At 69.2% G+C, this 20,638-nt stretch carries 10 protein-coding genes; 8 read left to right on the forward strand and 2 right to left on the reverse strand.

The genetic code is table 11. The annotated features are described in order from the left end of the window. Positions 1-129 precede the first annotated feature (129 nt). Positions 130-714 (forward strand): BPSL1445 family SYLF domain-containing lipoprotein, encoded by a 585-nt coding sequence (locus tag QFZ47_RS20765; protein ID WP_307657418.1) that lies wholly within the window; start codon positions 130-132, stop codon positions 712-714. Between the two features lie 30 nt (positions 715-744). Here QFZ47_RS20765 and QFZ47_RS20770 read toward each other — a convergent pair whose 3' ends face one another. Together QFZ47_RS20770 and QFZ47_RS20775 are read right to left on the reverse strand one after the other, a co-directional pair. Next, entirely contained in the window at positions 745-1,590 is an 846-nt protein-coding gene (locus tag QFZ47_RS20770) for a ParB N-terminal domain-containing protein (RefSeq protein WP_307657419.1), read from the reverse strand. A gap of 30 nt (positions 1,591-1,620) precedes the next feature. Further along, on the reverse strand, positions 1,621-2,421 hold the full coding sequence (locus QFZ47_RS20775) for a 4'-phosphopantetheinyl transferase family protein (protein ID WP_307657420.1): 801 nt from the start codon (positions 2,419-2,421) through the stop codon (positions 1,621-1,623). A 322-nt stretch (positions 2,422-2,743) separates the two neighbouring features. Here QFZ47_RS20775 and QFZ47_RS20780 point away from each other — a divergent pair, with 322 nt between their 5' ends. The 7 genes from QFZ47_RS20780 to QFZ47_RS20810 all read left to right on the forward strand — a co-directional run bounded on the left by QFZ47_RS20780 (position 2,744) and on the right by QFZ47_RS20810 (position 20,607). Beyond that, complete coding sequence (locus tag QFZ47_RS20780; protein ID WP_307658983.1) at positions 2,744-3,277, forward strand: sigma-70 family RNA polymerase sigma factor; 534 nt, start codon at positions 2,744-2,746, stop codon at positions 3,275-3,277. An 88-nt stretch (positions 3,278-3,365) separates the two neighbouring features. Further along, positions 3,366-3,626 carry a DUF4880 domain-containing protein gene (locus QFZ47_RS20785; protein WP_307657421.1) on the forward strand — a complete coding sequence of 87 codons (261 nt, stop codon included), beginning with the start codon at positions 3,366-3,368 and terminating at the stop codon, positions 3,624-3,626. Positions 3,627-3,843: 217 nt separating this feature from the next. Further along, positions 3,844-4,104 carry an MbtH family protein gene (locus QFZ47_RS20790; protein WP_307657422.1) on the forward strand — a complete coding sequence of 87 codons (261 nt, stop codon included), beginning with the start codon at positions 3,844-3,846 and terminating at the stop codon, positions 4,102-4,104. A 5-nt stretch (positions 4,105-4,109) separates the two neighbouring features. Continuing rightward, positions 4,110-4,832: a thioesterase II family protein gene (locus QFZ47_RS20795; protein ID WP_307657423.1), complete on the forward strand. Its 723-nt coding sequence runs from the start codon at positions 4,110-4,112 to the stop codon at positions 4,830-4,832. A 9-nt stretch (positions 4,833-4,841) separates the two neighbouring features. Further along, entirely contained in the window at positions 4,842-10,151 is a 5,310-nt protein-coding gene (locus QFZ47_RS20800) for a non-ribosomal peptide synthetase (RefSeq protein WP_307657424.1), read from the forward strand. Next, positions 10,151-14,749, forward strand: coding sequence for a type I polyketide synthase (locus QFZ47_RS20805; protein WP_307657425.1), 4,599 nt, complete (start codon positions 10,151-10,153; stop codon positions 14,747-14,749). Before QFZ47_RS20800 ends, QFZ47_RS20805 begins: the two co-directional genes overlap by 1 nt. Continuing rightward, a complete protein-coding gene (locus tag QFZ47_RS20810) occupies positions 14,746-20,607 on the forward strand; it encodes a non-ribosomal peptide synthetase (RefSeq protein ID WP_307657426.1) in 5,862 nt (1,953 codons plus the stop codon). The genes QFZ47_RS20805 and QFZ47_RS20810 overlap by 4 nt, the downstream gene beginning before the upstream one ends. Positions 20,608-20,638: the final 31 nt, after the last annotated feature.

Raw genomic sequence — 20,638 nt, forward strand, 5'->3', positions numbered from 1 at the left:
AGGCCGTTTTCCCAAGTCGGCTTTGGCGGCATTTTGCGGACTTAGCATGGACGTTCGAACAGGCCGCCGAGGGTCGCGAAAGAAAGCGCCTCGGCCTTTTCATCGTTCCAGCCAGCAAAGGAGAGCGTCATGCGATCCATCCAGTTCCGAAGCCTTGCGCTCGCGTGTGCCGTTGCAATGGGCGGCGCCGCAGTGGTGGGCTGCACCACCACGCGGCCCCAGGACCAGGCCAGCACGGCTTCATCGCGCGCATCGATCGATGCCCAGGTAGACGCCGCACTGTCCAAGTTGTACGACTCCGTCAAGGGCTCGCGCGAGATCGTCTCCTCATCGAGCGGCGTGCTGGTGTTTCCCGCCGTGGTCGGCGCCAGCATGGGCATCGGCGCCGAATACGGCCGGGGCGCGCTGCGCGTGAACGGCCGCACGCAGGCCTACTACAGCACCACCGCGGGCTCGATCGGCTTCCAGGCCGGCGCGCAGTCGAAGGCCGTGATCTATGTGTTCACCACGCAGGCTGCGCTCGACAAGTTCCGCAACAGCAAGGGATGGACGGCAGGCGCCGATGCCACCGTGGCCGCCGCAACCATTGGCGCCAACGGCAGCATCGACACCAACACGCTGCGCCAACCCGTGGTCGGCTTCGTGCTGACCAACGTGGGGCTCGAAGCGGGCGTTTCGCTGTCGGGCGCGAAGATTACAGAGATCCGGCTGTAGCAGGCAACCGGCCGGAAGGCCTCGCCTTGGTTAGTTCGCCAGCTGCGCCTGCAGCTCGGCGACTTGCCTGCGCAAGGCATCGTTCTCGGCCGTCAGCTCGGCCACACGCTGCTCCAGCAACTGGAGAGTGTCGGGCTTTGCCGCCTGATCGGCCGGATTCGAATCAGTGGATTCGGCCGATTCCTCACGTGGCTTGCGCTTGGCCTCGCGAACCCGCTTGGCGGCCTGCCTGAGTTCGTCCTTGCCCGCATTCGCCGCCGACACCTGCTCTTCCGCAGGCAGGCTGGCCACGGCCGCCGCCGTGTTGATGGAAATCACGCCCGACTTCACGGCCGCCACCAGTTCAGGCGCGGCCTGCTTCTGGATCTTCTCGATCATCACGACCTGGTTGCTGCTCAGGCGCGCGGCCCTCGCAATGGCTTCGCGGCTGCTCAAGGGAGCAGGCGGGGGCAGGGCCGCGGCGCTGCCGGCAGACGACTCGGTGGCGGGCGCATCGGCGCCGAAGGGCGCGTCGTCGTCCGGCTGTGCCGTCTTGGCCAGCGCACGCGCACGGCGCTCGTCGACGATGTCTTTCTTTCGCAGCGCCAGCACGCCGCGCAGGAAGTCCGAGATGCTGCGCCGTCCGAGGTGCTGGTCGATCATCCACAGGTGCACATCCTCGATGGTCTTGAAGCGCGTGTTCTGCACCGTCTGGAACGGCAGCCCGTGCTTCTGGCAGATGCCGTAGCGGTTGTGGCCGTCCACCAGCACGTCGCCCCACAGCACCAGCGCGTCGCGGCAGCCTTCGGTGAGGATGCTGCGTTCCAGCGCCTCGTGCTCCTCCGGAGTCAATGGATCGATATAGGCTTTGAGTTCTTCGTTGACGACGATGTTCATGGGGCAGGGATCGGGGAAAGGGGCGGGATTCTAGATGCACCCGCTGGCGCGGGCCGTGCGGACCGCCAGCGGCCTCTCCCATTGCAGCGGTGCGACTTCGCGGCACACGATGCGCGCCGGGGACGAATGGCCGGGCGCAGCGCACACCGACACGAGATGCTCGCGCGTGGGCTGCAGCTGCCAGAAATGCCAGCGCTGCGCGGTGCCGTCGAGCGAATCTGCGAGCGTGAATGCAATGCCGCCGGGGTCGTCCAGCGCAAAGCTGAAGCTGTCGAGCGGTATCTGCAGCCCCATGCCGCGTGCCTTGATGTAGCTTTCCTTCAGCGTCCACAGCTCGAAGAAGCGCTCTGCCTGCAGCGAGTGCGGCAGTGCGTTCAATGCGGCCGACTCGGAGGGCGAGAAGAAGTGGCCAGCCACCTCCAGCGCAGCCTTGCGCCCGAGGTTTTCTGCATCGACGCCCAGGTCGATTTCACGCGCAACAGCCATCACGATGAGGCCGTCGGTGTGGCTCAGGTTGAAGTCCAGGCCATGGGCTTCTTCCGCGAGGGGCGCCTCGATCCGAGGTCGGCCGAAGGGGCCGGTGGCGAAGCGCCAGGCCTGCGCCTGCACCGGTGCATAGCGCGACAGCACCGAGCGCGCCAGCACCCGCGTCAACAGGTAGCGGTGCCGGTCGCGAGCGAAGTGGAAGCGGTCGTGCTTCGATCGATCTTCGGGTGTTAACAAAGAGAAATATTCCGCCGTCAACGCGGGGTTGCCGGTGTCAGCGTGAAAGCAGAACCAGAGATGGATGTCGCCCGCGGGCAGAGAGATGAGAGGGGCGGCGCTTGGCATGGACTGGCCGCGGCGCATTGGCCGCGGACGGAATTTTTTGCGGATGATGGCATGAAGCGAAGTGGTCTATCATTGCGCTCCCCCGCATGAGCGAAGCCGGATTCCGCATTTTTTCGCGGATCTTCAGGCCCCACGCATCGCCGCCCGAGACCATCTCGGAGCCTCAATCCACTTGTTTGAACGTTGATCTGGAAGGGTCATCAGGGTGACTCGAAATCCAATTATAAATAGAAATGATTCTTATTTAGATTGTTACGGAGAAAGTAGTAATTCGGACCTGCGGCCCGCTTCGGCTCGCTCACTGGAGGAAGAGGTGTTGAACATGCCATCGCGCTCGTCCGAGCCTTCGCTCGGGGAGGTCTTCATCGCCAATCGCGCCCAGCTTTGGCGCGTTGCCCGCAAGATCGTGAATACGGCGGATCTGGCCGACGACGTCGTGCAGGACGCCTATTTGAAGATCGTCGACGGCCCCTGCGTTCGGCAGGCCGACCGTCCCATCGGCTACTGCTGCCAGGTGGTGCGCAACATGGCGCTCGACTACTGCCGCCGCCATCGCGTCGAGGCCAGCTATCGCACTTTCGATGTCGACGTGGAACTGCTCGATGTGCCGGCTGCCGCCACGCCGGACCGCATGATGTGCGAGCGCCAGGTCATCACTGCGATCGACAAGGTTCTTTCCGGGCTCGCGCCAAGAACGCGCCTGGTCTTCGAGCTCTACCGGCTGGAAGGGCTGACGCAGCGCGAGATTGCCGCGCGCCTGGGTTGCGCGCTGGGGCTCGTGAATGGCCTGATCGCCGAGGCTGCGACGGCCATCAAGTCGTGCGGCCATCTGCTGTTCGAGAGCGGCTCTCGCTAGAAGCTGTAATGGGAACGGGAAAGAAGCAGCCCGGTTTCCCGCGAGAATGCGCGTTGTTCTACACGGGCAACCGCGAGCAGCTTCGAGAATGACACACGAACAAGACGATCCCATCTGGAACACCGCCTGGGACTGGGTACAGCGCGAGCACGACCGCGAGAGCTTCGACGAAGCGGCGCGCGCCGAAATGACGGCCTGGCTGGTGGCGGAGGCTTCGCATCGCCGCGCCTATGACAAGGCCGCACGACTCTGGCTGCTTGCGGGCTTCGTGCCGCCGGCCAATGATTTCGGCGATGGCGACGAATCTCCCGACGACGCAATCGGCGGCGCGCCCCGCGCCGGCAAGTAAAGCCAGACTTCCCTGCCAGCGCGCGCCGTGCCGCGCGTTTGTGCAATGGCCCCATCGGCCCGCGTTGGTGGATGCAGCCAACGTCCCCGCAAGTGCTCCCTCGTGAAATGAACAGATTCGCTTGCGAAGCGTCCTGTTGGCAGGGGCGCTGCGATTCGATCCGGTCCGCGACCGGCCATCCGGCGCTCCTTCTGTTCAATCACACAAGGATGCATCGATGTCGACGAGCTGTTTTGACCGTGAAGACGAGACCTTCATTGTTCTGGTCAATCACGAAGACCAGTACTCCATCTGGCCGCACTGGAAGGCCGTGCCTGGCGGATGGACCGCCGTCGAAGGTGTGCAGGGCGACAAGAAAGCCGTCCTGGCCTACGTCGAGAGCCATTGGACCGACATGCGGCCGCGCTCCCTGCGTGAATGGATGCAGCAGCAGGAAGAGCAACAAGGCGAGCGGACCACGGAGCGCGCGGCCGGCTGATGGCCATGCAGGCGCCTCTTTCGCTTCTGTGCCTGCCATGCGCCGGCGCCAGCGCCGCCATGTACCTGCGCTGGCGCCGCTTGCTTCCGCCGTGGGTCCGCATCGTGCCGGTGGAGCTGCCGGGGCGCGGTGCGCGGATGGGCGAGGCCTTCGTCGAAGACTTCGATGCCATGGTCGCGCGGATATGCACCGAGCAGGCCGAGGCGATGCGCGGCGACTTCGCGATCTTCGGCCACAGCATGGGCGCGCAGCTGGCCCATGGCGTGGCCCGCCGGCTTCAGGCCTCGCGGCGGCCGATGCCGCGCGCGCTGCTGGTGTCCGGCAGTGCAGCACCCTCGCGGCGCGACCCTGAGCGCTTTGCCGGCGGAGAAGACGACGCTTCGCTGACCGCCGAGCTGCGCAAGCAAGGCGGCACGCCCGAAGAGGTGTTTGCCAGCGACGAGCTCATGCGCATCACGCTCGACACGCTGCGCGCCGACCGCCGCGTCTGCCGCAGCCACGACGCACGCGCCAGGGCAGGCGCGCCGCCCCTGCCGCTGCCCGTGCATGTCTTCGCGGGCCGGCAGGACGACATCGAGGTGCCAGCCATGGCCGCCTGGTCGAAAGAGACCGCAGGCGTCTTCACGCTCGACTGGTTCGAGGGCGGCCACTTCTTCCTGCGGCAGCGCGAGACCGAATTCCTCGCCGCGCTCGCACGGCATCTGACTACACATCTTCCCGTGCACTAGAGACTCGATATGAATGAACTGCTCGCGACGCAATCCGGCGGCCCGCGCCCGCGCAATTTCGTGGCACACCTGCGCGCACTGGCCGAACAGCGTCCGGACGACGTCTGGCTCACCGTGGTCGACGAGGCCGATGGCGTCTACAGCGAGCTGCCCATCACCTATGCCGCCTTCGAGCGCCGCGTTCGTGCGCTCGCGGCACGGCTGCAGCAGCAGTTCGCCAAGGGCGAGCGCGCGCTCGTCATGCTCGACAACGGCGACCACTATGCCGTGAGCATGCTGGCTTGCTTCTACTGCGGCGTGATCGCGGTGCCGGTGTTTCCGCCGGAGTCGACGCGGCCCCAGCACCTCGCGCGGCTCACCGGCGTGGCGGCTGATTCGCAGGCGCGTTGCGTGCTGACATCGACCGCTTTCAGCGAAGCGATGGCCTCGGCCGGCAGCCAGTTCGGCGAGGTGGCCCTCGTCGCCGTCGACGCGATCGACCCCGCGCTCGCCGATGCGTGGCAGCCCTTCGAGCCGGCGGACGAAGACGTCGCCTTCCTGCAATACACCTCGGGTTCGACCTCGGCGCCCAAGGGCGTCATCGTGACGCACGGCAACCTGATGGCCAACGAGCATGCGATCCAGGTCGGCATGGGCATCGGCCCCGACGACAAGTTCGTTTCGTGGGCGCCGCTGTACCACGACATGGGCCTGATCGGCGGCCTGATGCAGCCGCTGTACAGCGGCATCCCGCTGGTGCTGACCTCGCCGCGCTACTTTCTCGAGCGGCCGGTGCGCTGGTTCGAACTGATCTCGCGCCATCGCGCCACGCTCAGCGGCGGCCCCGACTTTTCGTTCCGCCTGTGCCTGGAGCGCGTGAAAGATGCGCAGATCGCGCAACTCGACCTCTCGAGCTGGCGCGTGGCCTATACCGGTGCCGAGCCGGTGCGCGCCGACACGGAGTTCGAATTCATCGAGCGTTTTGCACCGGCCGGCTTCGACCCCGGCGCTGTCTATCCCTGCTACGGCCTCGCCGAGGCCACGCTGTTCGTGACGGGCGGCCAGCGCGGCAGCGGCATGGTCGCGCGCGGCTTCAGCGCCGACGGCCTGGCCAGCGGTGCCGGCACGCCGAGCGAAGGCGGCACGCTGCTGGTCGGCTGCGGCGGCGTCGCAGTCCACCATGAAATCGAGATCGTCGAACCCGCCACGCTGTCAACTGCGGCGCCCGGCCGCATCGGCGAGATCTGGGCCCACGGGCCGAGCATCGGCGCCGGCTATTGGGGCAAGGAACTCGAGTCGCGCGAGACTTTCGTCGAGCGTGCGGGCCGGCGCTGGCTGCGCACCGGCGACCTCGGCTTCGTCTGCGACGGTGAGCTTTATGTGACCGGCCGCATCAAGGACCTGATCATCGTGCGTGGCCACAACATCTATCCGCAGGACATCGAGCGCGTCATCGAGGCCGAGGTCGATGCGGTGCGCAAGGGCCGTGTCGCGGTCTTCGCAACCAGCGGGCCGGCGGGCGAAGGCATCGGCGCCGCGGCCGAGGTGTCGCGCAGCATGCAGAAGCTGGTGCCGCCGCAGGTGCTGGTCGAGGCGCTCAGTGCCGCGGTCAGCGAGGTGTTCGGCGAGCCGCTGTCGGCCGTGCTGCTGCTCAACCCGGGCGGCATGCCCAAGACCACCAGCGGCAAGCTGCAGCGCAGCGCCTGCCGCGCCGGCTGGCTGGACCGCAGCGCCGACGCCTATGCCATCTACGAACGCGGCGCTTTTATCAAGGGCGGCCCGGTCGAGACGCAAGCCGAAGTGCCCGTACTCGACGAGACCGAGCGCGCCGTCGACGCCGTCTGGCGCGAAGTGCTGCGGCCGGCCGATGCGAAGCCGTTTGCGCGCGATGCGCATTTCTTCATACGCGGCGGCAGCTCGCTCACCGCCACACAGGTCGCGGCACGCATCTCCGGTCATTGGGACATCGACTACCCGGTGCGGCTGATGTTCGAGCGCCCGCGGCTGCACGAGAGTGCGGCGGCCATTCGGGAGCGGTTGAAACAGGGCGTGCACGCACGGCCCGCGCCCATCGCGCTGCTGCCGGCCGAGCGCCGGCTGCATGCGCTGCCGCTGTCCCATGCGCAGGAGCGCCAGTGGTTCCTCTGGCAGCTCGATCCGGCGAGTGCGGCGTACCACATGAGCGGCGCGCTCCGCCTCACGGGCGCCTTGCAGGCCGATGCGCTGCAAGACGCGCTGGACGATCTTGTCGCGCGCCACGAATCGCTGCGCACCGTGTTCCGTGCGGGCAGCGACGGTATCGCCGTGCAATGGATCAAGCCCTCCGGCATGCTCGCGCTGGAAGTGATCGACCTGCGCGACGTTCCCACCGCCGAACGCGAAGCCCGGCTCGAGGGCGAAACCCGCCGCATCAAGAGCGCGCCCTTCGACCTCACCCAGGGCGGCCTGCTGCGTGTGGCGCTGATTCGCCTGGCGGACGAAACGCAGGTGCTCGCTGTGGTGATGCACCACATCGTGTCAGACGGCGCCTCGATGCAGGTGCTGATCGACGAGTTCGCCGCGGGCTACGCGGCGCGCCTGCTGGGTCGGCCGGCGGCACTTCCCGTGCCGCGCGTGCAGTACGCCGACTACGCCGTGTGGCAGCGCGAATGGCTGGCCGCCGGCGAGGCGCAGCGCCAGCTCGACTGGTGGCGCGCGCAGCTTGGCGACGAGCATCCGGTGCTCGAACTGCGCACCGACCATCCGCGCAAGCCGCAGGCCAGCTACAACGCGGCGCGGCATGCCTTCGAACTGCCCGCGCCACTGCTCGGCCAGCTGCGCAATCTCGCGCAGTCCGAAAACGCCACGCTGTTCATGGTGCTGCTGGCGGGCCTCCAGGCCCTGCTGCACCGCTACACGGGCCAGGAGGAAATCCGCGTCGGCGCCGCCATTGCGAACCGCAACCGCGTGGAGTTCGAGAACGTGATCGGCCTGTTCGTCAACACGCTGGTGCTGCGCAACCCGATCGATGGCCGCACGCCTGTGTTACGCGTGCTCGCGCAGGCCAGGGAAGCGGTGCTCGGCGCGCAGGCGCACCAGGACCTGCCCTTCGAGCAGCTGGTGCAGCGGCTGCAGCCCGAGCGCAGCATGAGCCACAGCCCGTTGTTCCAGGTGATTTTCAACCATCTGTTCGAGGACCGCCGTGCGCTGCAGCGCCTGCATGGCGTCGAGGTGAGCGACCACGTTCTGCCCGACCTCCAGACCCAGTTCGACTGGGTGCTGGAAGCCCGCGAGCGGCCCGACGGACGCCTGCTGCTCGACGTGATCTACGCCGAAGACCTGTTCGAGCGCGAGACCATCGCGCGCATGGCGCAGCACTACGTGGCGGTGCTCGGTGCGCTCTGCGCCGATGCGGGCTGCGCGGTGGGCGACATCGACCTGCTGCGCGCCCCCGAGAAGTCGCAGCTTGCGCAGTGGGGCGTGAACGCGCACCGCGAGCCGCAACCGGAACCGGTGCACCACGCCATCGCGCGGCATGCCGCACAGCAGCCCGACGCCATCGCACTGCTGTTCGGCGACGAGGCACTGAGCTTTGCCGAGCTCGACCGCCGCGCCAATCGCCTCGCCCACCGGCTGATCGCGCTCGGCGTCCGGCCCGACATGCGCGTGGGCATCGCGATGGAGCGCTCCGTCGAGATGGTGGTGGGGATCCTGGGCATCCTCAAGGCCGGTGGCGCCTACCTGCCGCTGGACCCGGAGTACCCGGTGCAGCGCCTCGACTACATGGTGGAAGACAGCGGCATCGCGCTGCTGCTCGTGCACCGTGCCACGCGCGACCTCATCGCGGGCCGCCCCGGCCTGGCCAAGCTGGAGGTCGATGGCAGCTACTTTGCCGACCAGCCCGAAGACGACCCGCAGGTCGCGCTGCACGCAGAAAACCTCGCCTACGTCATCTACACCTCCGGTTCCACCGGCAAGCCCAAGGGCGCGGCCGTGCGCCACGCGGCGCTGCACAGCTGCATGGCCTGGATGCAGCAGACCTACGGCCTGACCCGCGACCACACCGTGCTGCACAAGGCGCCATTCGGCTTCGACGTGTCGGTATGGGAAATGTTCTGGCCGATGACCGCGGGTGCGCGGCTGGTCGTTGCCAACCCCGGGGATCACCGCGACCCCGAGCGGCTGGTTCAGCTGATTCAGCGCCACCAGATCACGACGCTGAACTTCGTCCCCTCCATGTTGCAGGCCTTCCTGGCGCATCCGGGCATCGAGGCAAGCACTCGGCTGCAGCACATCATCTGCGGCGGAGAGGCCATGCCCGCCGAGACGCAGAAGGAGACGCTGCAGCGCCTCGGCGGCGCCACGCTGCAGAACCTGTATGGCCCTACGGAGGCCACCATCCACGTTACGCGCTGGACCTGCCACCTGGAGTCCGATGGCAGCGGCCAGAGCCTGGTGCCGATAGGACAGCCGATCAGCGATACCCAATGCCACGTGCTCGATGCGGCGCTGAACATGGTGCCGCGCGGCGTGGCCGGCGAGCTGTACCTGGGCGGCGTGAGCCTCGCGCGCGGCTATCTCGGCAAGCCCGGCCTGAGTGCCGAGCGCTTCGTGGCCAACCCCTACGGGCAGGGCGACCGGCTCTACCGCACCGGCGACCTCGTGCGCTGGAACACCGAGGGCCAGATCGAGTACCTGGGCCGCATCGACCACCAGGTGAAGATCCGGGGCTTTCGCATCGAGCTGGGCGAGATCGAGGCGCAGATCCTCGCGCAGCCCGAGGTGCGTGAAGCCGTCGTCGTGGCCCGTGAGGGCGCGGGCGGCGCCTCGCTGGTGGCCTACATCGCGGCGCATGCGGACCGGGCCGTCGACACCGCGGCACTGCGCGAGCGACTGGCGCAGGTGCTGCCCGACTACATGGTGCCGCGCGCCATCGTCACCTTGCCGGCGCTGCCGCTCAATGCGAACGGCAAGGTCGACCGCAAGGCGCTGCCCGAACCAGAGGGGTTGGGCCGAGCGAGCACCTACGAAGCGCCGCAAGGCCATGCGGCGCGCACGCTCGCGGCCATCTGGTCCGAAGTGCTGCAGGTCGAACAGGTCGGCCTGCACGACAACTTCTTCGACCTCGGCGGGCATTCGCTGCTGCTGATCCGCGCGCACCGGCTGCTGGAAGACCGGCTGCAGGCTACGTTCCCGCTGGTCAATCTCTTCAAGTACCCCACCGTCGAATCGCTGGCCCGGTGGATCGAGCAGGGCGGAGCGCAAGCCGCTGCCGCGTCCACCGCGGGTGGCAACGAACGTGCGCTGCGCCAGCGCGCCGCAATGCTTCAACGCCGCAAAGCGGCAGAGAGAGTCAACTGATGTCCACCTTCAATGACGCCGCCTCCGAGCCCACCGGCCTCGAGATCGCCATCGTCGGCATGGCCGGGCGCTTTCCCGGCGCCAATGACGTCGATGCGTTCTGGCGCAACATCCGCGACGGCGTGGAGTCGGTGTCGCGCTTCACCGACGACCAGTTGCGCGAACGCGGCGTGCCGCAAAGCCTGCTGGACGACCCCGACTACGTGAAGGCCGGCGTGATGTTCGAAGGCTTCGACCAGTTCGATGCCGGCTTCTTCGGCTACACGCCGCGCGAGGCCGAGAACCTCGACCCGCAGCAACGCATCTTTCTTGAGTGCGCCTGGGCCTCGCTGGAGCATGCGGGCTGCGACGCCGAGCGCTGGCCCGGCAAGATCGGCGTATATGCGGGCGAGGGCGCCAACGTCTACCTGATCCGCAACCTGCTGCCCGCCTTCGGCCTGGGCGCGCACACCGGCATTGCCGACTTGCTGGGCCTGATGAACGGCAATTCTGGCGGTTCGCTGTGCACGCGCGTCGCCTACAAGCTCAATCTGCGCGGCCCCGCCGTGACCGTGCAGACCGCCTGCTCGACATCGCTCACGGCAGTGCACACCGCCTGCCAGGCCTTGCTGAGCCACGACTGCGACATGGCCCTGGCCGGCGGCGTGTGGCTCAACCTGCTGCAAGAGGGCGGCTACCGCTACCAAGCCGGCGCGATCCTCTCGCGCGACGGCCATTGCCGCGCCTTCGACGCCGACGCGGCCGGCACGGTGATCGGCAGCGGCGCCGGCGTGGTCGTGCTCAAGCGCCTCGACGAAGCGCTGCACGACGGCGACACCATCCACGCCGTCATCAAGGGCACCGCGGCCAACAACGACGGTTCGGCCAAGGTCGGCTTCACCGCGCCCAGCATCGACGGGCAGGCCGAAGTGATTCGCGCCGCGCAACTGATCGCAGGCGTCTCGGCCGACACCGTCGGCTACATCGAGGCGCACGGCACGGGCACCGCGCTGGGCGACCCGATCGAGATCGCCGCCCTCACGCAGGCCTTCCGCGCCGACACCGAACGGCGCGGCTTCTGCGCCGTCGGTTCGGTGAAGACCAACGTCGGCCACCTCGATGCCGCCGCCGGCGTCGCGGGCCTCATCAAGGCCGCGATGGCGCTCAAGCACCGCACGCTGCCACCGAGCCTGCATTTCAAGAAACCCAATCCGCAGATCGATTTCGCGGGCAGCCCGTTCTACGTGAATGCGCAATGCCAGCCTTGGCCGGAAAGCAGCACGCCGCGCCGCGCGGGCGTCAGCTCGTTCGGCATCGGCGGCACCAACGTGCACGTTGTGCTCGAAGAAGCGCCGCGCACACAGTCCGTGCAGGCGAAAATCCTGCAGGCGTCGCCATGGCAGGTGCTGCCGCTGTCGGCGAAGGACGAGGCCGCGCTGAAGGTGGGCCGCGCGCACCTGGCCGAGCACCTGCGCGCGCATGCCGAAACGCAACCGCTCGAAGATGTCGCCCACACGCTGCAGGCTGGCCGCCGGCCCTTCGCCTGGCGCAGCGCGGTGGTGGCGAATCAGCCGTCGCTGGCCGCGGACATGCTCGCCGCACCCCCGGCCCTCGCGCCGCGTGCGGTGAACGCGACGCCCGAGGTGGTGTTCCTGTTCCCGGGCAGCGGCACGCAGCACGCGCTCATGGGCGCGGACCTCTACCGCGACAGCACTGTTTTTCGCGAGGAGATGGACCGCTGCATCGCCGCGCTGCGCCGCGACAGCGGCGTCGACCTGCGTCCGATGCTCTTTCCGCCGGCCGGCGAGGAGCAAGCCGCCAACGAGCGGCTGCTGCGCGTGGAATTCGCGCAGCCCGCGTTGTTCGTCGTCGGCTATGCGATGGCGCGCTGGTGGATGCATTGCGGCGTCAAGCCGTCGCTCATGCTCGGTCACAGCCTGGGCGAGTACGTTGCGGCCTGCCTGGCCGGCGTGTTCTCGCTCGAAGACGCGCTGCGCATTGTTGCCGCGCGCGGGCGCCTCATGCAGACGCTGCAGCCGGGCGCGATGACCGCCGTGTCACTGCCTGAAGAAGAACTGGCGCCATTCCTGGCCATGGGCTGCGACCTCGCCGCGGTGAACGGCGAGGCGCTCAGCGTGCTCGCCGGGCCACTCGATGCGATCGAGCGCGTGGAAGAGGCATTGCGCGCGCAGCAGCACGTGCCACGCCGCCTGCACGTGTCCATCGCCTTTCATTCGCGCCTGGTCGACCCGATCGTCGCGGAGCTGGAGCGCGTGGTGGCCGCGGTGCCTCGCCGTGCACCGTCGATTCCGTTCATCTCCAATGCCTCGGGTCGGCCCATCGCGCCCGAGGAGGCCACCAGCCCCGCGTACTGGGGGCGGCACTTGCGCGGCACGGTGCGCTTCGCAGACGGCCTGCGCGAGATCTTCGCCACGCCGGGGCGCGCGGTGCTCGAAGTGGGGCCGGGCGAAACGCTCGCCGGGCTGGCGCGCCAGCATTCCGGCAGCGCCTCGGCCGCCGGCATCTGGGCCAGCCAGGCGCACCCGCAGCAGCTCGCGCGCAATGCGCCGCAACTCGCGAACGCGGTGGCGGGCCTGTGGACCGTGGGTGTCGATATCGACTGGGCTGCCTGCCGCGACGGCGCCAGCCGCCGCCGCGTGCCGCTGCCGACCTATGCCTTCCGACGCCAGCGCTTCTGGGTCGATCCCTCGGCGGCGGCACCGCCTTCGCAGAACCCGGCGGCGGGGCTCTTTCACGTCCCGGTGTGGAAGCGGACCGCGCCGCTGCTGCCGGCGGCGCAAGGCACTGGCAGCACGGGTTGTACGCTGATCCTCGGCGATGCGAACAGCTTCACCGACCGGCTCGCGCGCACGCTGCATGCGCGGGGAACGCCGGTGGCTGTCGCGCTGCGCGGCAAGGCGTTCGCGCGCACGGCCGCGCTGCAATACGCGGTGCGGCCTTCCGAGCGCGCCGACCATGCGCGCCTGCTGCGCGAGGTCGAAGCCGAGGCAGGCCCGGTGACACAGGTCTTTCACCTGTGGAGCCTCGATGGCGGTCGTGCCGCCGCATCGCCTGCCGCGACTTTCGAGTCCGGCTATTTCAGCCTGCTCGCATTGGCGCAGACCCTCGACCCGGCCGACGGCTCGCAGCGTGCGCCCATGGGGCTGAACGTGCTCACCGATGGCGTCGAAGACGTCACCGGTACCGAAGCCCTGACACCCGAGAAGGCGACCTTGCGCGGACTTTTAAAAGTGCTGAGCCAGGAGTCGCCGTCGATCACTTGCCGGCTGCTGGACGTGGTGCTGCCCGTGCCGGAGAGCGCGGCCGAAACCGATCTCGCGCGCCGCGTCGCCGACGAGGCCGTGGCCGTGCACGACGAGGCTGTCGTCGCCTACCGTGGCCCGCACCGCTGGACCAGGGCCTTCGAGCCGCTCGCGGCCGACACCGCGGGCGTGCAGCGGTTGCGCCGGGGCGGCGTGTACCTCATCACTGGCGGGATGGGCGGCGTGGGCCTCGCGCTCGCGCGCCACCTGAGCAAGACATGGCAGGCCCGGCTGGTGCTTCTCGGGCGCACGCCCTTGCCCGAGCGCGCGGAATGGGCGCGCCTGGCCGAAGCGGCCGACCAGCCGGAGGCGCTGCGCCGCCGGCTGCGGCAACTCATCGAACTGGAAGTGGGCGGCGCCGAGTTGCTGACCGTCGCCGCCGACGTGACCGATCCTGCCCAGCTGCGCAGCGCACTGGCAGCGGCGCATGCGCGCTTCGGCGCGCTGAACGGCGTGGTGCACGCGGTCATCGAACCCGACCACGGGATGATCGCGCAGCGCACGCCGGCGCAGGTGCAGGCGGCCTTCGCACCCAAGGTCGCGGGCACGCGGGCGCTGCTCGATGCGCTCGCTGCATCCGATGTATCCGATGCATCCGGCCGGAAGCCGCTCGACTTCGTGCTCCTGTGCTCTTCCATCGCCACGCTGCTCGGCGGCCTCGGGTTGAGCGACTATGCCGCCGCCAACGACTACCTCGATGCCTTCGCCGCCGCGCACCGGCGTAGCTCCGCGCTGCCGGTGTTCTCGGTCAACTGGGACGCCTGGCGCGACGTGGGCGCCGCGGCCGGCAAGGACATGCCCGAGGGCATGGGCCTGGACGAACGCACCGGCGTGCTGGCCTTCGAGCGCATCGTCAACGGGCCGGACCTGCCGCAGACGGTGGTGTCCGCATCGCCGCTCGCGCCGCGCCTGCACCCGCTGCGCAGCCTGCTCGATGCGATGGACGACACGCCCGACGCTCCGTCCGAAGCGCGTGCGGGCTATCCGCGCCCGGTGCTGCAGACGCTCTTCGTGGCGCCCGAAGGCGAACTCGAAGAGGGGCTCGCCGAACTGTGGACCGAAGCGCTTGGCATCGCGCCCGTGGGCGTGCACGACAACCTGTTCGAGCTGGGCGGCGATTCGCTGCTGGCCATCCGCCTGCTGTCGAAGGTGCGCAAGGCCTACGGCGTGGACCTGGCCCCCGCCGCCTTCTTCAAGGCGCCCACGGTCGCCGAACTGGCCGCGCTGGTGGAACTGCGCCTGATCGAGGAGATCGAGCGCGCCGAGGCCGGCACCACCACGAGTTTTGCATCATGAGCGAGAGCAACGACATCGCCACCCGCCGGGCCAAACTGACACCGGCCCAACTGGCTCTGCTGCAACGCCGCCTGCGGCGCGACGGCACGGATGACGCCGCGCCGGGCGAGGCCGCATCGCAAGCAGCCGCGCGCGTGTCGCCCGAAGGCATCGCCAGGACTGCCGACGATGGCGGCTGTGCGCCCGTCTCCTTCATGCAGCAGGGCCAGTGGTTTCTCTGGCAGCTCGATGCTGGCAACACGGCGTACCACGTCGGTGGCGGCCTCGGCTTCTCGGGGCCGCTGGACGTGGGGGCGCTGCAGGAAGCGGTGCGCCGGCTGGTGCTGCGCCACGACAGCCTTCGCACCGTGTTCGGCGCGGGCTCCGACGGTCTGCCTGTACAGCGCATCGACCCGGCCGCCCGCATCGACATTCCCTTCGCGGACCTGAGCCTTCTCGATGCCGGGGCCCGCGCGTCGCGCCATCGCGAAGCCGTGGTGCAGGTCTGCCGCGCGCCCTTCGACCTGACGGCCGGGCCGCTGCTGCGCGGCGCGCTGCTGAAGATGGCCGACGACGAGCACCAGCTGCTGCTGATGCTGCACCACATCGTCTCCGACGCGTGGACGGTCGAGCTCATCCTCGACGAACTGGCCCGGCTGTATGCGCAGCAGGTCGACGCCGCCGCGGCTGCTGCTGCGGTATCGGGCCCCGAACCCGAGATCCGCTACATCGACTTCGCCCGCTGGCAGCACCGGTGGCTCGAAGGCGAGGAGGGCGCGCGCCAGCTTGCCTATTGGCGCCAGCGGCTCGGCGCAAGCCAGCCGGTGCTCGATCTCGCCACCGACCGACCGCGCACGGCGAATGCCGGCTACAGCGCCGCGCAGCACGCACTCGACGTGCCCGCACCGCTCGCGCGCGAACTGAAGCGGCAGGCCCGCGCGCAGGGCGGCACCCTGTTCATGGTGCTGCTCGCGGCTTTCCATGGCGTGCTGTTCCGCTACACGGGGCAAGAGGAGATTCGCGTCGGCGTGCCGGTTGCGGGCCGCAACCGGCCTGAGACCGCCGGCGTCGTCGGCGCCTTCATCAACACCGTGGTGATGGGCGCGCGCCCGCACACGCGCATGCCCCTGGCCGAACTGCTTGCGCAGGTGCGCGACACCGCCTTCGAGGCGCAGGCGCACCAGGAACTGCCTTATGAGCGGCTGGTCCAGGCATTGCGCGCCGAGGGCGGCAACGCAGCCGCGCCGCTGTTCCAGGTGATGTTCAACCACCTCGGCGAAGGCGACCGCCCGCTGCGCGGCTGGCCGCGCCTTCGCGTGCGCCGCATCGATCTCGAGGAGCGCGCCGCGCCCTTCGAGCTGACACTGGAAACCATCGAGCGCGCCGACGGCAGCATCCGCTGCGCGTTCCGCTATGCGGCCGAGCTGTTCGAGCCCGCCACCATCGCGCGGCTCGCGGGCCACTACCACCGGGTGCTCGAAGCGCTGGCCGCCGACCCGCAACAGGCGCTGGGTGCGATCGCGCTGCTGGGCGACGACGAGCACGCGCAGCTCGCGGCTTGGGGCATCAACGCGCACGGCCACGGCGAGGCCGTGCCCGTGCACCACGTCATCGCGCGCCGGGCGGCCGCGCACCCTCACGACGAGGCGCTGGCCTTCGGCGACCAGGTGCTTACCTATGCCGAACTCGACCGCCGCGCCAACCGGCTCGCGCACCGGCTCATCGCGCACGGCGTGCGGCCCGAGAGCCTGGTGGGCGTCGTGCTGGAGCGCAGCGTCGAACTGGTGATCGCGCTGCTCGCCGTCATGAAGGCCGGCGGCGCCTACGTGCCACTGGACCCCGAGCACCCGGCCGACCGCATCGCCTACATGGTGCAGGACAGCGGGCTCGCGCTGGTCCTCACACAGGGCCACCTGGCCGAACGCTTGCCGGCCGATGCCGGCGTGCCGTTGCTGGCCATCGATGCGCCTGAAGCGCTAGGTGCCGGCGACTTCGCCGACAGCGACCCGGCCGTCGCACTGGATGCCGAGAACCTCGCCTATGTGATCTACACCTCGGGCTCCACGGGCAAGCCCAAGGGCGCCGCCAACCGGCACCGCGCGCTGCACAACCGGCTCGCGTGGATGCAGCAGGCCTACGGCCTCGCGCCCGGCGACACGGTGCTGCAGAAGACGCCGTTCAGTTTCGATGTGTCGGTGTGGGAGTTCTTCTGGCCGCTGATGTATGGCGCGCGGCTCGCCGTGGCCGCGCCGGGCGATCACCGCGATCCGGCCCGCCTGGTCGCGCTGATCCGCCGCCACCGCGTGTGCACGCTGCACTTCGTGCCGTCGATGCTGCAGGCCTTTCTTGCGCAGCCCGACGTCGAGGCCTGCACCACATTGCGGCGCATCGTCTGCAGCGGCGAGGCGCTGCCCGCCGAGGCGCAGAACGAGGTGTTGCGCCGCCTGCCGCAGGCGAAGCTCTACAACCTCTACGGGCCGACCGAAGCGGCCATCGACGTCACGCACTGGACCTGCCGCGACGACGGGCGCAGCCAGGTGTCGATCGGGCGGCCGGTCTCCGGCATCCAGACCCATGTGCTCGACGCCTCGCTGAACCTCGTGCCCGCGGGCGTGGCGGGCGAGCTCTACCTGGGCGGCATCGGGCTTGCGCGCGGCTATGTCGGGCGGCCGGGCCTGACCGCCGTGCGCTTCGTGGCCGACCCCTTCGACGCGGAGCGCGGTGGCCGGCTCTACCGCACCGGCGACCTCGTGCGCTGGAACAGCCAGGGCCAGCTCGACTACCTCGGCCGGCTCGACCACCAGGTGAAGATCCGCGGTTTCCGCATCGAACTCGGCGAGATCGAGGCGCAACTGCTCGCACACCCCGGCGTGCGCGAAGCGGTGGTGGTGGCGCAGCAGGCGCCTGGCGGCGCGCGGCTCGTGGCGTATGTCTCGCCGCATGCGGGGCAGGACGTCGACGCGGCGGCGCTGCGCGAATGGCTCGGCCGCACGCTGACCGAATACATGGTGCCGTCGCTCTTAATGACGCTGCCGGCGCTGCCGCTCAATGCGAACGGCAAGATCGACCGCAAGGCGCTGCCGCTGGTCCAGGCCACGGACGCCGGCACGGGTGCGCACGAGCCGCCGAGCGGCGCACTCGAAGAGACGCTGGCACGCGTCTGGGGCGAGCTGCTGGGCGTGAGCGAAGTCGGGCGCCATGCGCACTTCTTCGAGCTCGGCGGCCATTCGCTGATGGCGGCGCAGCTAGTCTCCCGCCTGCGCGCTGGCGCGGCGCTGCAACTGCCGCTGAAAGAGGTGTTCGACCATCCCGTGCTGCGCGACATGGCGGTGCGGTTGCAGCCCGCGGAACCGATGGCCGGCACGCCGCCGCTGATGCCCGTGGCGCGCGCGGTGCAGATAGGACTCTCGCCCACGCAACATCGCCTCTGGCTCGTCGACCGGCTGGCCGACGCCGCCGGACGCACCGCCTACAACATGGCGACCGCGCTGCGCTTCGACGGGCCGCTCGATCCGGCCGTTCTGCGGCGTGCCCTGGAAACGCTGGTGTCGCGCCACGAGGTGCTGCGCATGGCCTACCCGGAGAACGACGAGGGCGAACCGGTCGCGACCATCGCTCCCATGGCCGCGTTCGATCTGCCGTGGATCGATTCGTCGGTCGCGCCCGAAGCCGAAGCGGCCCGCATCGACACGGCGCTCGACACGATGGCGGCTGAACCCTTCGACCTGGCTGCCGCCGCGCCGTTGCGCGCCGCGCTGCTGCACCTGGGCCCGGGGCGCCATGCGCTCCTGCTTTGCGTGCACCACATCGCGTTCGACGGATGGTCGGGCGCGATCTTCGCGAGCGAGTTCGTGGCGGCCTACGCGGCCCTGCGCGATGACCGTCCTTCGACGCTGCCGCCGCTGCGCGTTCAGTACGCCGACTACGCGGTCTGGCACGCCCGCATGCTCGAAGCCACGCGCGCGCAGGACACGGCGTTCTGGCGGCGCTACCTCGACAACGCGCCCAAGGGCTCGCGCCTGCCTGCGGACGAGCAGATGCAGGCTGTCACCGCGCACGCCGGCGACAGCCTGCGCGTGCCGATCGAGGGCGCGTTGGTGGAGACCCTCAACCCGCTGGCGCTGGCGAACAAGACCTCGCGCTTCACCGTGATGCTTGCGGCCTTCCTGGCGTTGGTGCACCGCGAGGCTGGTGTCGACGACCTCGTCATCGGCACCGACGTCGCGGGGCGCGACCACCCCGGACTCGAAAAGCTCATGGGCTTCTTCGTGAACGTGGTGCCGCTGCGCTCGCGCCGCAACGCCGACATCCGCTTCACCGAGTGGCTGGCGCAGGTGCACGCCTCCACGCAATCGGCACTGGCGCACGGCAGCGTGCCGTTCGACCGCATCCTCGATGCCGCCGGCATCTCGCGCGCGCAGGGCGGGCCGGTGCGGATGCTGTTCGTCATGCAGAACACGCCGGCCAGCCACTTCGAGATTCCGGGCCTGCGCATCGACGTCGTGCCGCAGCGCGTGCGGCATTCGAAGTTCGACATCGCGGTCTTCGTGCACGAAGGCCCGCGCGACCGACCGGCCGAGTGGACGGCCGAATGGGTCTACGACACCGGCCTTTACCGCGGCGAATCGATCAGGCGCTGGGCTGCCGACTGGTGCGCGCTGCTGCGGCAATGGGTCATCTCGCCCGACGCGCGGGTCGAGCAACTATTTTCATCACCTGCTCGCAAGGAATCCTCAATGAATCCGATGCCATCGCCCCAGCTCGGCAAGCTGGACAAGCTCAAGAAATTCGCGGCGAAGACGCCAATCGCGACGGCTGCGGCCGAGCCTGCAACCTCATCGATTCCCGCCACGGCGCTGCCGCCGGTCAAGACCTCGTTCCTGTCCGCGGACCGCGAGTTTCCGCTCGTCGTCGAGGCGATGGGCAGCGACTTCGACGCGCTCGCCTGGGTGCGCGGGCACCGTGACTTCGTCGACGACGCGCTGGCCCGCCACGGCGGCCTGCTGTTCCGCAACTTCGGCCTGCAGACGCCGCAGGACTTCGAGGCCTTTGCCGAGAACGTCGAGCCCGAGCTCTACGGCAGCTACGGCGATCTTCCGAAGAAGGAAGGCGGACGCCGCACCTACCGCTCCACGCCGTACCCCGAGCGGCAGATGATCCTGTACCACAACGAGAGCTCGCACATGGAGCGCTGGCCACGCAAGCAGTGGTTCTACTGCGAGCTGCCGTCGCCCGTGGGCGGCGCGACACCCATCGTCGATTGCCGAGAGATGCTGCGCCGCCTGCCGGCGGAGATCGTCGAGGCTTTCGAGCGCAAGGCGCTGACTTACGTACGAACCTTCACGCCGCACCTGGACGTGAGCTGGCGCGATTTCTTCAAGACCGACCAGCGCGTCGAAGTCGAGGCCCGCCTCACCGCCGGCGGCGTCGAATGGCGCTGGCTCGACCCCGACACGTTGCAGACGCGCACGCACTGCCCGGCCGTCATGAAGCATCCGCTGACCGGCGAGCGCGTGTTCTTCAACCAGGTGCAGCTGCACCACCCCGCCTGCCTCGAAGCCGACGTGCGCGAAGACCTGCTGGCGCTCGTGGGTACCGAGCGCATGCCGCGCTACGTCTGCTACGGCGACGGCACGCCCATTGACGACGAGACCATGGCCATCGTGGGCCGTACCTACGAGGCGTGCGCGGTGCGCTTCGACTGGCGAAAGGGCGACGTGGTCATGCTCGACAACATGCTCGCGGCCCACGCGCGCGACCCCTACCAGGGGCCACGCAAGATCGTCGTGGCCATGGGCGCGATGTTCGAGCGCGCCACGCTGCTGGCCGCCGAAGCGGCAGGCACCGCGGCGGTGGCCGAAACCGCGGGGAGCGAATGACGATGGAAGACCGGTTCGAGAATTTCGAGGC

The sequence above is a fragment of the Variovorax paradoxus genome, from assembly GCF_030815975.1.
In the GTDB taxonomy this organism is placed as follows: domain Bacteria; phylum Pseudomonadota; class Gammaproteobacteria; order Burkholderiales; family Burkholderiaceae_C; genus Variovorax; species Variovorax paradoxus_N.